Genomic DNA, 13543 nt, shown 5'->3' with positions numbered 1-13543 from the left:
CTTTGCAAAAACCCATCATCTCAGTTTGGGGAAATACTGTTCCTGCTTTTGGCATGTATCCTTACTATGGCAAATCATCAACACAGCATTATGATGTAATTGAAATAAATAAACTCTGGTGCAGGCCATGCAGTAAAATTGGATACGATAAATGTCCTAAAGGCCATTTTAAGTGCATGGAATTAATTGCTGTTAATGAAATTGTAAACCTTGTTAATCATCATTTGGGAAAGTAATAAATGTTGTTGATTTGAGTTTTATTGATACAACATATTATGAAGCACCTTACAATTATATTTTTACTTTTCATAAGCTTACCCGTTTTTTCACAAATTTCTGTAACCGTTAACTGGGCACAAAATAAACCGGCTGCTAAAAGCGATACCATTTATTATAATGCCAGTAAAAAATTAGACTGGTCAAATTTTAAAGGCAAAACAGATCCACAAAGTGATGCGACCGCTATTACATCATCGGGTTTTGGATATTTAGCAGGCATGCAATACAGGAATGAAAAAACAACAATTACAATCTCCGTATATTGTTATTTCAGTAAACAAAATTCGTGGGTTAGGCAAGGTGGCCAGTCGGATTATGCATTAAATCATGAGCAGCATCATTTTGACGTAACCTATATTGTTACCAATTTATTTATCCGAAAATTGAAGGAAGCCAAATTTACCCGAAATAATTACGATGCATTAATTGATAAAATTTATGCAGAGAGTTGCAAAGAATTAGAGCGGATGCAAAACGAGTATGATGGCCAAACAAGAAACGGCAGATTAAAAAATATTCAGTCCGATTGGAATGAAAAGATTGAAAAGAAACTGGCTTTATTATAGTAATTGGTAATTTGGAATTAGGTGCAATTGTCAAAAGCTGTATAAATTTTAATACCTAATTCCAAATTACTAATCCCAAATTCCTGGCTTTTACAAATTTACAACCAGCACCGGAATCTTCAACTCATGCCTTACCGCATTAACCGTTTCGCCATAAATAAAATCTTTTAAACCGGTGTGGCCATGTGCGCCAATTACCAGCATATCGGCGTTATGCTCATTTACAATTCGTGCAATTTCTTTAACCCTGTTTCTAAACCCTATTTTACCTTCTGCATCATAGCCTCTTTCTTTTAATTGCCGCACATATAATTCCATTTGCTCTCTGTCTTTTACCGTTTCAAAATCATCACTGTCTTTTCCTAATAATTTTGCAGAAGCGCTTTCAACAATATGCAATAACAAATACGTGCTTTTTTCTTTTCCCTGGCCAATGGCATAAGCTAATAATCTTTCATCGTTTGCAGTATAATCTAATGCCACTGCTATTTTAGCAAATGTGGGAATAGTAAGATTTTGCAGGGTGTTTACTCCGGGGTGCATTTGTATAGACAGCTTCTCTTTACTTTTTGTTATCAGCGGCTGCAATATGATATAAACTAACAGCACTAAAAAAATTACACCAATTAATAATAAAGCAATTTTTGCCAGCACATTATCTCCTGCAAATACACCCGAAGCTTCATTTACCAGCATTTTTAAATTAAGAAAAATAAGTACCGATGCAATAAGCCACGCCGCAATTTTTGTAATTGGTTTGATAACAAAAATGCCCATCGTTTTTTTATCACTGGTAAAATGTATTAATGGAATAATGGCAAAGCCTAATTGCAAACTCAATATAACCTGGCTTAGTACCAGTAAAGCATCTACATTATTTTCTCCATAAATTGCAATAACGATAAGTGCAGGTATTATGGCCAGTAACCTGGTTATTAACCTGCGAAGTATAGGATTAATCCTAAGGCTTAAATAACCTTCCATAATTATCTGCCCTGCCAAAGTACCGGTAACGGTGCTGCTTTGTCCGGCTGCAATTAGCGCAACGGCAAAAAGAATAGGAGCAGTGTTTCCTAAAAAACCGGGCAACAAACGGTGTGCTTCTTTTATTTCTGCTACATTAGAATTACCTGTTTTAAAAAATACTGTTGCGGCCAAAATTAAAATTGCAGCATTTACCAGAAAAGCAATGTTTAAAGCAATGGTACTGTCAATACGATTAAATTTTAAAGCCTGTCTTATGCCATCATCTGTGCGGTCAATTTTCCTTGTTTGCACTAAGGCTGAATGCAGGTATAAATTATGGGGCATTACAGTAGCACCAATAATTCCTATGGCAATATAAAGTGCTTCTTCCGAAGGGAAAGTGGGAATAAAACCTTTTGCAACTTCTGTAAGAACAGGTTTTGCCAAAAGGATTTCAATTAAAAAAGATATGGCCACTACTGCTACTAATGCAATAATAAATGCTTCCATTTTACGCATGCCCAGTCTTTGCAGGTACAATAAAAGAAATGTATCCAGCACTGTTAACGAAACCCCCCATATTAATGGAAGGCCGGTAAGTAATTGCAGGCCTATAGCCATCCCTAACACTTCTGCAAGGTCCGTTGCTGCAATGGCAATTTCAGCTAAAATCCACAATGCATAATTTACTAATTTGGGATAAGCCTCTCTGTTAGCCTGTGCCAGGTCCCTTCTTCTTACAATGCCTAACCTTGCAGATAAACCCTGTAATAATAATGCCATCAAATTGCTCATTAATAAAACCCATACAAGGGAGTAACCAAATTTACTGCCCCCTGCAAGATCTGTTGCCCAGTTACCCGGATCCATATAACCTACGCTTACCAAATAGGCTGGTCCTAAAAAAGAGAATATTTTTTTCCAGCCAATCTTCTTTTTTGTTGTATCTATTGTTTCATGCACTTCACTTAAAGAAGTATCGGTATGTTTTATATTAATCATAATGAACAAAAATATTTTTTGCTATCTGCTCACTGATGATGCAGGCTGGCTGTTTTAAAACTTTTATTTCTAAAGAACCATCAAATTCAAAACGCTTTAATAATTTTATGGAACTACCAATTGCAATCGAATAATGCTTCAGCATTTCCAGCATTTGGGGCGATTGGTTACTTACTGAACTTACTATTGCAGTTTTATTTAATGGCAATACAGTAACGCTTTGCTGATGCAGTTTGGGTATTTTTCCATTACTGTCTGGTATAGGGTCGCCATGCGGATCAAAAGAAGGGTTGCCTAAAAAACGTTGCAGCTTTTCAATTAATTCACTGCTGCTGATGTGTTCCAGTTCCTCTGCAATATCATGCACTTTATCCCACTCAAATCCTAATTTTTCTACTAAAAAATATTCCCAAAGCCGGTGCTTGCGTACTACGGTCAGGGCAACTTTTTTTCCATTATCGGTGAGCTTAAATCCTTTGTATTTTTCGTATTGTAATATTTTTTTTGCCGATAATTTTTTAAGCATATCTGTTACCGATGCAGCTTTGGTCTGCATTTCGGCAGCAAGGGCATTAGTATTAACAATGCCTGTATCCTGCTGCAGGTGGTAAATACTTTTGATGTAATTTTCTTCACTTACTGTAAAGTTCATTTGTCTGAAAATAAAATTTAGACAAATCTAAAAATAAAAATTGATACTTTAGCATTTTAAAATTAATCTTTAAATAAAATTAACTGCCGGTTATGAAAATTAAAATAGGTTCGGGCTCGCCATGGGAAGATATTGTGGGTTACAGCAGGGCAATACGTGCAGGCAATATTGTTGAAGTGGCGGGTACTACTGCCATGGATGGCGAGGTGTTGGTTGCCAAAGGTGATATTTACATGCAAACTGTTTTTATTTTTAAAAAAATTGAAAAGGCTTTAACTGAATCCGGTGCTGCTTTAAGTGATGTGGTACGCACAAGAATGTTTGTAACAGATATTTCTCAATGGGAAGAAGTGGGTAAAGCACATGGCGAAATATTTAAAAATATTAAACCGGTTTCCACCATGGTAGAAGTAAGCCGCTTAATTAACGATGATTTATTAATTGAAATTGAAGTAACCGCAATAATTGAAGACAAATAAAAAACAGTATGGCAACAATCAACTTTGAATTTAAAGCTAAGGCTGATGATATTAATGGCTTAGAGAAAAAATTACTTACCCTTCATCCAAAATATATTGGAGAAGATAACCAGGCGGATACTTATTTTAATGTAGCCACAGGCCGTTTAAAATTAAGAGAGGGTAATATTGAAAACTCTTTAATTTATTACGAACGCATCAATACTGCCGGGGCAAAGCAATCTGATATTTTACTGTACCAGCATCATCCGGATAAAACACTTAAAGAAATTTTAGTAAAAGTTAACGGCATTAAAGTAGTAGTAGATAAAAAAAGAAAAATTTATTTTATTGATAATGTAAAGTTTCATTTTGATGTGGTAGAAGGGTTAGGCACTTTTGCAGAAGTAGAAGCCATTGACCGAAACGGCGATATTGGAATTGAAAAACTTAAGGAACAATGTAATTTTTATGCAGATTTTTTAGGAATAAAACCCGATGACTACATTGCTCTTTCCTACAGCGATATGATTTTGGAAAAGAATGTATAACACTTTAAGTAAAATAATTTGAAAATTACTGCAAACGTTTGTGCTTCGTAAATTGATTTTTATCAACAGGTTTATGCAAAATGTGCATATCTCTTTCCTTCTTAAAAAATATCTTTAGGGTTACTTAATTTTCTTTTAAGTATAAATATTTGTTATTAGATAATTATATAAAATTATCCTGTAATAAAACGAGTTTGCCGTATAGATAAGAATTAGACAAGGCCCGTTTTTAACCGTAATAAAATAAATAGCAAATAAAGGCAACAGTAAAATGGAAACGTTAAGTGTAAATTTTACACAGTATTTTTTAAAACCGTTCGGTTTTACTGAAATTTCCATCTATATTGCGTCCTCAAAAAAGAAAAACTAATGAGCTTTAAAAATTTTGCTGTTCCGTATTCCGTTGATGAAACTTACAAGAAAAAAATAGCTTACTTCTCCATGGAGTTTGCGGTACACCAGCCATTAAAAATTTACAGTGGTGGTTTGGGTTTTTTAAGCGGCTCACATATGCGTAGTGCATACGAGTTGCGACAGAATTTAATTGGCATTGGCATTTTATGGAAGTATGGTTATTACGACCAGGCACGTAACCAGGATCAAACACTGCAGGTGCAATGGAACGAAAAAATTTATAATTTTTTAGAAGATACCGGCATAAAATTTCAGATTGATATTCACGAGCACCCGGTTTGGGTAAAAGCGTATTATTTAAATCCGGAAACTTTTAAAAGTGCGCCGCTATTTTTATTAAGTACCGATCTGCCGGAGAACGATTATGTTTCTCAAACTATTACACACCGTTTGTATGATGCAAATGTGGCTACCAAAGTAGCACAGTTTATTTTGTTAGGAGTAGGTGGTGCAAAATTAATTGATGAATTAAATTTTAATCCTGAGTTGTATCATTTAAACGAAGCACATGCTATAAGTGCTGCTTTTTATTTGTATAAAAAATACGGTAGTGCCGAAGAAGTTAAAAAGAGAATGGTGTTTACTACACATACGCCTGAAGAAGCTGGAAACGAAAAACACGATATACATCTTTGCGAAAAAATGAGTTACTTCTGCGGAATGAAATTAGATGATGTAAGAAAAATTACAGGCATGGAAGGGGATCAGTTCAATCATTCACTTGCAGCATTACGTTTTGCAAAATTAGCAAATGGAGTTAGCCAGTTACATGGCGAAGTAAGCAGAAAAATGTGGAGCAAGTATAAAGGTATTTGCGAAATAAAAGCTATTACCAATGCACAAAACTATAATTACTGGGCAGATAAACAATTGTATCATTATTTAGAACATAAAAATGATATTGCTTTTGATGACAGAAAAACTTACCTGAAGAAAAGAGCTTTTGAAATTGTAGCTGACCAAACAGGTAAGCTGATGAACAAAGATGTATTCACCATTGTATGGGCCCGTCGTTTTGCCGGATATAAAAGAGCAGAACTTTTAACAAGAGATACAGAAAGATTCGAAAGATTATTGAGTAATAAAAAATATCCTGTACAAATTATTTGGGCAGGTAAACCTTACCCTGTTGATTATCCCGCTATCAGCGATTTTAATAATCTTGTTCACCTTAGTAAAAAATATAACAATGTTGCGGTTTGCACCGGTTACGAATTGGGCTTAAGCAAACGCTTAAAACAAGCATCAGATCTTTGGTTGAACAATCCACGTGTGCCACGTGAAGCCAGCGGCACCAGCGGTATGACGGCTGCAATGAATGGCGCTGTAAACTGCAGTACTAATGATGGATGGATTTGTGAATTTATCAATCATGGTAATAATGGTTTTGTAGTACCACCAATTGATTACGAAAATATAAGTGTGCATGAGCAGGATGAATACGATCTGAATAAATTGTATGAAATTTTAGAAAACCAGGTACTGCCAATGTATTACGACAACCATGATGTGTGGCGACAAATTATTCACAATGGAATGAGGGATGTAAGGTTTCAGTTCGACAGCAACCGTATGGCAAAAGAGTATTACGAAATTCTGTACAAATAAATGTTAAGGCCCCAAAAATGGGGCCTTTTTTTTGAACCATTTCTTTCAAAAATTCGTTTATCATTTTTATGAAACGTTTATTTTTTATCAGCTTTTCCTTCGCTGCTCTATATTTGCTTATTGCCTGCAATAAACAAACTAAAACTGAAGCCATGCCTGCAATTATAAATACCGGTACGTTTAAAACTTATTTGGCACTTGGCGATTCTTACACTATCGGTCAATCGGTGAATGAGAACGAACGTTTTCCGGCACAAACAGTTAGCTTGCTAAAACTGGATAGCATTAATTTCAATGCTCCTGAATACATTGCAGTAACCGGGTGGACAACACGTAATTTATTAAACGCCATTGCTGCAACACCGCCTTCAAAATCAACTTACGATTTTGTTACACTTTTGATTGGTGTAAATAATCAATACCAGGGCCAAAGCCAAACCGAGTATGCAGCAGAGTTTACCGAATTATTAAATAAGGCAATACAGTTTGCAGGTAACCGACCCGGCAGGGTTGCAGTACTTTCTATACCCGATTGGGGAGTTACGCCTTTTGCAAACGGCAGAGACAGAAATGAAATTGCAAAACAGATAGATGAATTTAATGCAATTAATAAACAAATTGCTTTAGGCAAAGCTGTAAAGTATATAGATATTACACCTTCATCCCGTATGGCAGCAACTGATCCTTCTTTAGTTGCCGGCGATGGTTTGCATCCTTCCGGTAAAGAATACCAGAAATGGGCTGTATTACTTGCACCTGTTATTAAAGCTTCTTTGTAGAAAAAGTAAGTGCAATTCCATTCCCGAATGTTTTTATACCAATCTTAATACATACTCTACCATTCTTCCCGAATTTATGCAAAGGGTGTATTAAACCATTGCATCTTTGTGCCGTAATTTATTTACAATGAAACTACTTACTGCTTTTATTCTTTTCTTTCTGTGCGATTTTATCCTCAGCAATTTTAATACTTCTCCTCCGGCCAGATAAGTACATGGTCTGACGTCCCGTCTGACCATGTGAACAACCTGAAGCCAAATCAAATTAAATCTGCGTTTTCTTATTGCTTTTATTTTTAGCAAGCAGAATTCATATTTACTGACAAAGTTTGGCAGTTATAAAACATGGTCAGACGGGACGTCAGACCATGTTACAAAAACATTTCTTATTTTCATCAACTAAAACCCTGCATAACATGGACAATCATGAACTCATCAAATGGGGATTGATAATCGGTATCCCTTTATTTATCTTATTGTTTTACAAATTTATTCTTCGTGTATTTTTTGGCGTTGTAATAGTGCCGGAAGATAAAATTGGATTAGTAACTAAAAAATTTGTGCTTTTTGGTAAGCAACAATTACCAGAAGGCCGCATTGTAGCCACCGAAGGCGAAGCAGGTTTTCAGGCGCAAACCTTGCCTCCGGGCATTTATTTTGCCAAATGGATCTGGCAGTACGACATTACGTTTCAGTCTTTCACTATCATTCCTACCGGTCAGTTAGGATTGGTGTTGGCGAAGGATGGTGCCGAATTAGAAACCGGTTCTATCCTCGGTAGAAAAGTTGAATGCGACAGTTTTCAAAGTGCAGTAGATTTTTTAAAAAATGGGGGTCGCAAAGGCCGTCAAACTGCAATCATGACGCCGGGTAGTTATCGTATCAACACTTTTTTGTTTGAAGTGATTATGACTGATATGACTTCGATACCCGATAATGCGGTAGGTGTGGTAACAACTCAGGAAGGTAAACCTTTGGATGAAGGACAAATTGCGGGACGCATTGTTGAAGGCCACAATAAATTTCAGGATGTGGATGTATTTATGCAAAGCGGTGGCTATAAAGGTTTGCAGGAACAGGTGGTGCTGGCAGGTACTTATTTTTTAAACCCATGGTTTGCAAAAGTAGATATGGTAAACATGATGGAAATTCCTATTGGCCATGTAGGTGTGGTAATCAGTTATGTGGGTGCAGAAGGTGTTGACTTAAGCGGCGCAGAATTTAAACATGGTAATATTGTTAGTAAAGGGCAAAAAGGGGTGTGGGCAGAACCGCTAGGCCCTGGTAAATATCCCATAAATCCTTTTATTATGAAAGTGGAATTGGTGCCTACAACCAACTTAGTATTAAACTGGGCCAATGCCAGAAGCGAAAGTCACCAATTAGATAAACATTTATCTACTATTACTGTGCGTAGTAAAGACGGCTTCCCTTTTAACTTGGATGTGTCGCAGATCATTCATATACCTACAACCGAAGCGCCAAAAGTAATTGCACGTTTTGGTAACATGAACAACTTAGTAAGCCAGGTATTGGAACCTACCATTGGTAACTATTTTAGAAACAGTGCACAGGATAGTGACGTAATTGCGTTTCTTGGTACACGTAAGGAAAGGCAGGAAAGTGCAAAAATGCATATTGGCAAAGTGCTTGATCAATACAATGTTTACGGAGTAGATACTCTGATAGGCGATATTGTGCCACCCGAAAGTTTGATGAAAACTTTAACGGACAGAAAAATTGCTGAAGAACAAAAAGTGACTTATGAAACAGAAATGAGGGCGCAGGAAACCAGGCAGAGTTTAGAAAAAGAAACGGCCATTGCAGATATACAAAAAGAAATTGTAAAAGCCGACCAGGGTGTGTTGATTGCCGAAAGAGTTGCCGATGCATCTGTAAAAAAAGCAACGGGTGAAGCTAACAGTGTTCGTTTACAATCTACTGCTGAAGCTGACCGTTTAAAACTTTTGGCAAATGGTGATGCAGAAAGAATCAGGGTATTAGCAAAAGCAAATGCTGAGCAAATTGAATTGTTGGCAAAAGCAAATGCCGAACAAATTTCTTTAACTGGTAATGCAGAAGCAGAAAAGATTTTGGCTATTGGTAAATCAAATGCGGAATCTTACAAACTTTCAGTTGAAGCCATGGGTGGCAATAACTTTACGCAATTAAAAGTGATGGAGTCTATCGGTATGCAGAATGTAAAAATAATGCCTGACATTTTAATTAATGGTGGTGGCGATACCACAAACGGAGGTATTAGTGGTTTATTAGGATTGAAGCTTTTAGAAGAAGTTGCAAAGAGAAATGAGGACTTAAAAAAGTAATTGGTAATTGGGCTTGTAACCAACTAAACTGTAAATTATAAAAGTTGTCAGGCTGAGCTTGTCGAAGCCGGGTTGTTTCAAAATCCTGCCCGTTTAACAAGCTTTGCCTGCAATTTTTCAACATTAATCAAATTTAAAAAAATGAAAAAAATATTTTTAGTCGTTTGTCTGTTCAGTTTGTTTTCTTGCGATACAAATTCGCAGAATTCGCAGCAGGATAAAATTGAAGCGGTGCAAAAAAAAGTGGTAAAATTATTTAATGAAAAAAATGCAGATGGTTTGTATGCTTTAACAGGAGCAGGGTTTAAAAAACAATTAAGCGAAGAAAGTTTTAAAAACGTTGCAGAAAATAATTTATTTCCTTTAGGAGAAATTAAATCAGCTGAATTTGAAAAGTTTGAAAAGGGAATTAGCAAATACAAAGTAACTGCTGATGCTGCGATTTTGTCCATGTATTTAAGCCTTGATTCGCTGGACATGATACAAACTTTTTTATTTCAGCCTTATAAAAAAGAAGTGTCAGGGGAGTTTAAAAAAACTGTAACAGATAATAAACTGGTTAATGCGTTAGATAAAAAGGTAGATTCTCTGTTGCAAAAATTTATGTTTGAAAGTAAAACAGTGGGATTAAGCATTGGAGTTTTAAAAAATGGTAAAACTTATTTTTATAATTATGGAGAAACAAAAAAGGGAAAGGGAGTAGTGCCATCATCTAAAAATTTATATGAGATAGGTTCTGTTACCAAAACCTTTACAGGTTTACTTTTGGCAAAAGCTGTGGTAGAAAAAAAGATTGCTTTAAATGATCCGGTAAATAAATTCTTGCCCAAAAAAATACCTTTAATAAAATTTGGAAATGACACTTTGAAGATCGTTCATCTGGCCAATCACACATCGGGTTTACCGCCATTGCCTGATAACTTTGGAGCTGCTGATTTAGTTAATCCTTACAAAGATTATGATGAAAAGAAATTATTAGAATATCTTAAACATGCTTCATTAAGCCGCAGGCCGGGTGAAAAATTTGAGTATTGTAATTTAGCAGTGGGTTTACTTGGTAATATTTTAGAGAAGGTAAATAAAATGTCCTATCAAAAAATGGTTACAGATTTTATATGCTCTAATGCTGCAATGACTGCAACAAAACAATTTCTTACAAAAACCGACACTGCAATATTTATGCAAGGTTATACCGAAAGTATTATTTTCCAAAGCCAGTGGGATTTTAAAGCATTAGCCGCAGCAGGGAGTTTAAGAAGTAACACAGAAGATATGCTAAAATATGCGGCATTAAATTTGGGCGCAACCAACGGGAAATTAAATGAAGCTATTGAGTTATCCCATCAGCCCACTTTTAATGCCGGTCAGCAAAAAATTGGTTTAAACTGGTTTATTCAAAATTGGGGTTGGGGCGAAATATTATTTCATGGTGGGCAAACCGGCGGGTATAAAAGTTTTTTAGCTTTGAACAAAAAAACTAAAAATGCAGTTATTATATTGGCAAATACAGGTGTTAATAATGATGCCGCAGGAATAGAAATTTTAAAATATCTCGATAAATAATTTTTAAACAATGTCAACTTTTACAGTTAAAGCAGATATCCGGTGGTCGGATATTGACCCTAATTTTCATGTACTGCACAGTAAGTATTATGATTACTGTGCCAATGCCCGGTTACTCATAATGGCTAAATATGGTATTAATATGCAGGTATTACAGGAAGAACATATTGGCCCAATTTTATTTAGGGAAGAAGCAGTTTTTAAAAAAGAATTAAAGTTTGGTGATGAAATTGAAATAAGGATAAAATTATTAAAAGCTACCGAAGATTTTAGCCGCTGGAGTTTTGCATGCGAAATTTGGAAAAATAACGATACACTTGCAGCTTTAGTTACAGTTGATGGCGCCTGGTTAGATACTGTAAAAAGAAAATTAGCCATCCCTTCTCAAAGATTTAAAAATGCTTTTGCACAAATGCCCAAATCAGAAAACTATAATCAATAAAAACCTGTATATAATTTGCTATTTGTCTGTTGGCTTATAATTTGCCACAGCCCGTTAACCTTTTTTTTTAAATATTTTCAATGAAAAAATTAATTACGATATTGGCTTCCTGCTTTTTAGCAGTAACAATTTTTGCACAAACCGAAATGATGAAACCGGAAGGATTAAAAACGGGAGATGCGGCTCCTGATATTAATGCAATAGATCAGGATGGAAAAAAAGTACAGTTAAAAGAATTATTAAAAAAAGGTGATGTAGTGGTAATATTTTACCGTGGTCAGTGGTGCCCGTTTTGCAGTAAACAATTAAGTAAAGTAAATGATTCTTTATCTTTTGTAACTGCAAAAGGTGCAAATGTAATAGCTGTTACACCCGAAACTGCAGATAACATTAAAAAAACTATTGAAAAAACGAAAGCCTCTTTTTCAATTATTGAAGATAAAAACATGGCCATAATGAAAAGCTACAAAGTAAATTTTGCTGTAGATGAAAAAACTGTTGAAAAATATAAAACCTACGGAATTGATTTTGATAAAGCCAATGGATCTAACGGGGCAAATCTACCTGTACCTGCCACATACATTATTGGTAAAGATGGAAAAATAAAATATGCTTTCTTTAATCCTGATTACAGGCAACGGTCTTCGGTAAAAGAAATTTTAGAGCATCTGTAATTTTGATAAAATATTTTTAAGCGTTGCAATTAAATATCTTTGCAGCGCTTTTTTATGTTATCAACCACCATTAATTTATACAAAAATGCTTACAGCGGTTTATCACGCCGTATTTGGTTACTGGCAGTAGTAATGCTTATTAACCGGAGTGGTACAATGGTATTAGCCTTTATGACACTGTATTGCAATCATCGTGGATATACAGAAACACAAGGGGGTTTGGCAGTGGCTATTTATGGTGTAGGTTCTTTATTTGGTGCATATATTGGCGGCAGGCTCAGCGATAAATTTGGGTTTTATTATTTGCAGTTTGCTGCTTTATTTGGCGGTGGTATTATGTTTATTGTATTGGGGCAAATGGATTCTTACCTCAGCATTTGTATCTGCATATTTTTTACAAGTTTAATTAATGAGTCTTTTCGCCCTGCAAACTCCACAGCAATTGCCCATTACAGCAAACCAGAAAATCGAACGCAATCTTTCTCATTAATTAGGCTGGCAATTAATTTAGGTTGGGGTATAGGCGGGGCAATGGCTGGTATCCTTGCTTCAATAAGTTACCAGTTATTATTTTGGGTAGATGGGTTTACTAATATTGCTGCAGGTTTTATGTTGCTGCTCATTCTGCCAAAAGTTACATTAATGCAACAGCACGAAACAATTCATCCTCATGCAGATAAAAGTAAAGGACCTTTTCAGGATAAAATATTTATGCTGTTTACCCTATTAGTGTTGCTTTTTGCCACTTGCTTTTTTCAATTATTTACAACAGTGCCGCTATATTTTAAAAAAGGGTTGTATTTAAATGAATTTTGGATTGGAATAATAATGGCAATGAACGGAATTATAATTGCTTTTTTTGAAATGGTAATCGTTTTTAAATTAGAAGGTAGAATAGCCTATACAAAATTGATGATGTATGGAACGCTGATAATGGGCCTCTCTTATTTTATGTTAAATATGCCTTTGGCAAATGGTTTTGTGCTGGCATCTTCAGTTATATTAATGGTAACCATTGCCGAAATTGTAGGCATGCCATTTATGAATAGCTTTTACATTGCCCGTACCTCTACTGCAAACCGGGGAAGATATGCAGCTTTATATACCATGGCATGGAGCAGCGCACAGGTTATCGGCAGTTTAAGCGGAACACAAATTGCACATGCCTTAGGCTTTAATTATTTATGGTGGATACTTGGGCTGATATGCATTATTACTGCATTTGGTTTTAATTCGTTACGGGCAAATAACCGGTAAAAAAT

General features: G+C 35.5%; 13 protein-coding genes. 11 read left to right on the top strand and 2 right to left on the bottom strand.

Features of this window, described 5'->3' with window-relative positions:
• Positions 1-236 (top strand): glycosyltransferase family 9 protein (locus ACY65O_RS08720; protein WP_462220469.1); only part of this gene is annotated, 236 nt, incomplete at its 5' end.
• Between the two features lie 39 nt (positions 237-275).
• Positions 276-845: a hypothetical protein gene (locus ACY65O_RS08715; RefSeq protein ID WP_462220468.1), complete on the top strand. Its 570-nt coding sequence runs from the start codon at positions 276-278 to the stop codon at positions 843-845.
• A gap of 90 nt (positions 846-935) precedes the next feature.
• Here the strand turns inward: ACY65O_RS08715 and ACY65O_RS08710 are convergent, their stop codons facing one another.
• Both ACY65O_RS08710 and ACY65O_RS08705 read right to left on the bottom strand, forming a co-directional pair.
• Positions 936-2813 carry an Nramp family divalent metal transporter gene (locus tag ACY65O_RS08710; RefSeq protein WP_462220467.1) on the bottom strand — a complete coding sequence of 626 codons (1878 nt, stop codon included), beginning with the start codon at positions 2811-2813 and terminating at the stop codon, positions 936-938.
• Complete coding sequence (locus ACY65O_RS08705) at positions 2806-3465, bottom strand: metal-dependent transcriptional regulator (protein WP_462220466.1); 660 nt, start codon at positions 3463-3465, stop codon at positions 2806-2808. The genes ACY65O_RS08710 and ACY65O_RS08705 overlap by 8 nt, the downstream gene beginning before the upstream one ends.
• Positions 3466-3557: 92 nt before the next feature.
• Between ACY65O_RS08705 and ACY65O_RS08700 the strand changes: the two genes are divergently transcribed.
• The 9 genes from ACY65O_RS08700 (at position 3558) to ACY65O_RS08660 (ending at position 13538) form a co-directional block, all read left to right on the top strand.
• A complete protein-coding gene (locus tag ACY65O_RS08700) occupies positions 3558-3944 on the top strand; it encodes a RidA family protein (protein ID WP_462220465.1) in 387 nt (128 codons plus the stop codon).
• Positions 3945-3952: 8 nt separating this feature from the next.
• On the top strand, positions 3953-4474 hold the full coding sequence (locus ACY65O_RS08695; RefSeq protein ID WP_462220464.1) for a class IV adenylate cyclase: 522 nt from the start codon (positions 3953-3955) through the stop codon (positions 4472-4474).
• A 369-nt stretch (positions 4475-4843) separates the two neighbouring features.
• Complete coding sequence (glgP, locus tag ACY65O_RS08690; protein WP_462220463.1) at positions 4844-6496, top strand: alpha-glucan family phosphorylase; 1653 nt, start codon at positions 4844-4846, stop codon at positions 6494-6496.
• A 68-nt stretch (positions 6497-6564) separates the two neighbouring features.
• A complete protein-coding gene (locus tag ACY65O_RS08685; RefSeq protein ID WP_462220462.1) occupies positions 6565-7275 on the top strand; it encodes an SGNH/GDSL hydrolase family protein in 711 nt (236 codons plus the stop codon).
• 416 nt (positions 7276-7691) lie between these two features.
• Positions 7692-9602 carry an SPFH domain-containing protein gene (locus ACY65O_RS08680; RefSeq protein WP_462220461.1) on the top strand — a complete coding sequence of 637 codons (1911 nt, stop codon included), beginning with the start codon at positions 7692-7694 and terminating at the stop codon, positions 9600-9602.
• Between the two features lie 141 nt (positions 9603-9743).
• Positions 9744-11165 carry a serine hydrolase domain-containing protein gene (locus ACY65O_RS08675; RefSeq protein WP_462220460.1) on the top strand — a complete coding sequence of 474 codons (1422 nt, stop codon included), beginning with the start codon at positions 9744-9746 and terminating at the stop codon, positions 11163-11165.
• Positions 11166-11175: 10 nt separating this feature from the next.
• On the top strand, positions 11176-11607 hold the full coding sequence (locus tag ACY65O_RS08670) for an acyl-CoA thioesterase (protein ID WP_462220459.1): 432 nt from the start codon (positions 11176-11178) through the stop codon (positions 11605-11607).
• Positions 11608-11687: 80 nt separating this feature from the next.
• Positions 11688-12281: a peroxiredoxin-like family protein gene (locus ACY65O_RS08665; RefSeq protein WP_462220458.1), complete on the top strand. Its 594-nt coding sequence runs from the start codon at positions 11688-11690 to the stop codon at positions 12279-12281.
• Between the two features lie 54 nt (positions 12282-12335).
• Positions 12336-13538, top strand: coding sequence for an MFS transporter (locus ACY65O_RS08660; protein ID WP_462220457.1), 1203 nt, complete (start codon positions 12336-12338; stop codon positions 13536-13538).
• Positions 13539-13543 lie beyond the last annotated feature (5 nt).

The sequence above is a fragment of the Ferruginibacter sp. genome (assembly GCF_031430955.1).
In the GTDB taxonomy this organism is placed as follows: domain Bacteria; phylum Bacteroidota; class Bacteroidia; order Chitinophagales; family Chitinophagaceae; genus Ferruginibacter.
This window is presented reverse-complemented; position numbering and strand designations above follow the sequence as displayed.

What these genes read in the sequence shown, in the direction of transcription:
- ACY65O_RS08715 (WP_462220468.1), top strand. Translation starts at nt 276, where the DNA reads ATGAAGCACCTTACAATTATATTTTTACTTTTCATAAGCTTACCCGTT.
- ACY65O_RS08710 (WP_462220467.1), bottom strand. Translation starts at nt 2,813, where the DNA reads ATGATTAATATAAAACATACCGATACTTCTTTAAGTGAAGTGCATGAA.
- ACY65O_RS08705 (WP_462220466.1), bottom strand. Translation starts at nt 3,465, where the DNA reads ATGAACTTTACAGTAAGTGAAGAAAATTACATCAAAAGTATTTACCAC.
- ACY65O_RS08700 (WP_462220465.1), top strand. Translation starts at nt 3,558, where the DNA reads ATGAAAATTAAAATAGGTTCGGGCTCGCCATGGGAAGATATTGTGGGT.
- ACY65O_RS08695 (WP_462220464.1), top strand. Translation starts at nt 3,953, where the DNA reads ATGGCAACAATCAACTTTGAATTTAAAGCTAAGGCTGATGATATTAAT.
- glgP (WP_462220463.1), top strand. Translation starts at nt 4,844, where the DNA reads ATGAGCTTTAAAAATTTTGCTGTTCCGTATTCCGTTGATGAAACTTAC.
- ACY65O_RS08685 (WP_462220462.1), top strand. Translation starts at nt 6,565, where the DNA reads ATGAAACGTTTATTTTTTATCAGCTTTTCCTTCGCTGCTCTATATTTG.
- ACY65O_RS08680 (WP_462220461.1), top strand. Translation starts at nt 7,692, where the DNA reads ATGGACAATCATGAACTCATCAAATGGGGATTGATAATCGGTATCCCT.
- ACY65O_RS08675 (WP_462220460.1), top strand. Translation starts at nt 9,744, where the DNA reads ATGAAAAAAATATTTTTAGTCGTTTGTCTGTTCAGTTTGTTTTCTTGC.
- ACY65O_RS08670 (WP_462220459.1), top strand. Translation starts at nt 11,176, where the DNA reads ATGTCAACTTTTACAGTTAAAGCAGATATCCGGTGGTCGGATATTGAC.
- ACY65O_RS08665 (WP_462220458.1), top strand. Translation starts at nt 11,688, where the DNA reads ATGAAAAAATTAATTACGATATTGGCTTCCTGCTTTTTAGCAGTAACA.
- ACY65O_RS08660 (WP_462220457.1), top strand. Translation starts at nt 12,336, where the DNA reads ATGTTATCAACCACCATTAATTTATACAAAAATGCTTACAGCGGTTTA.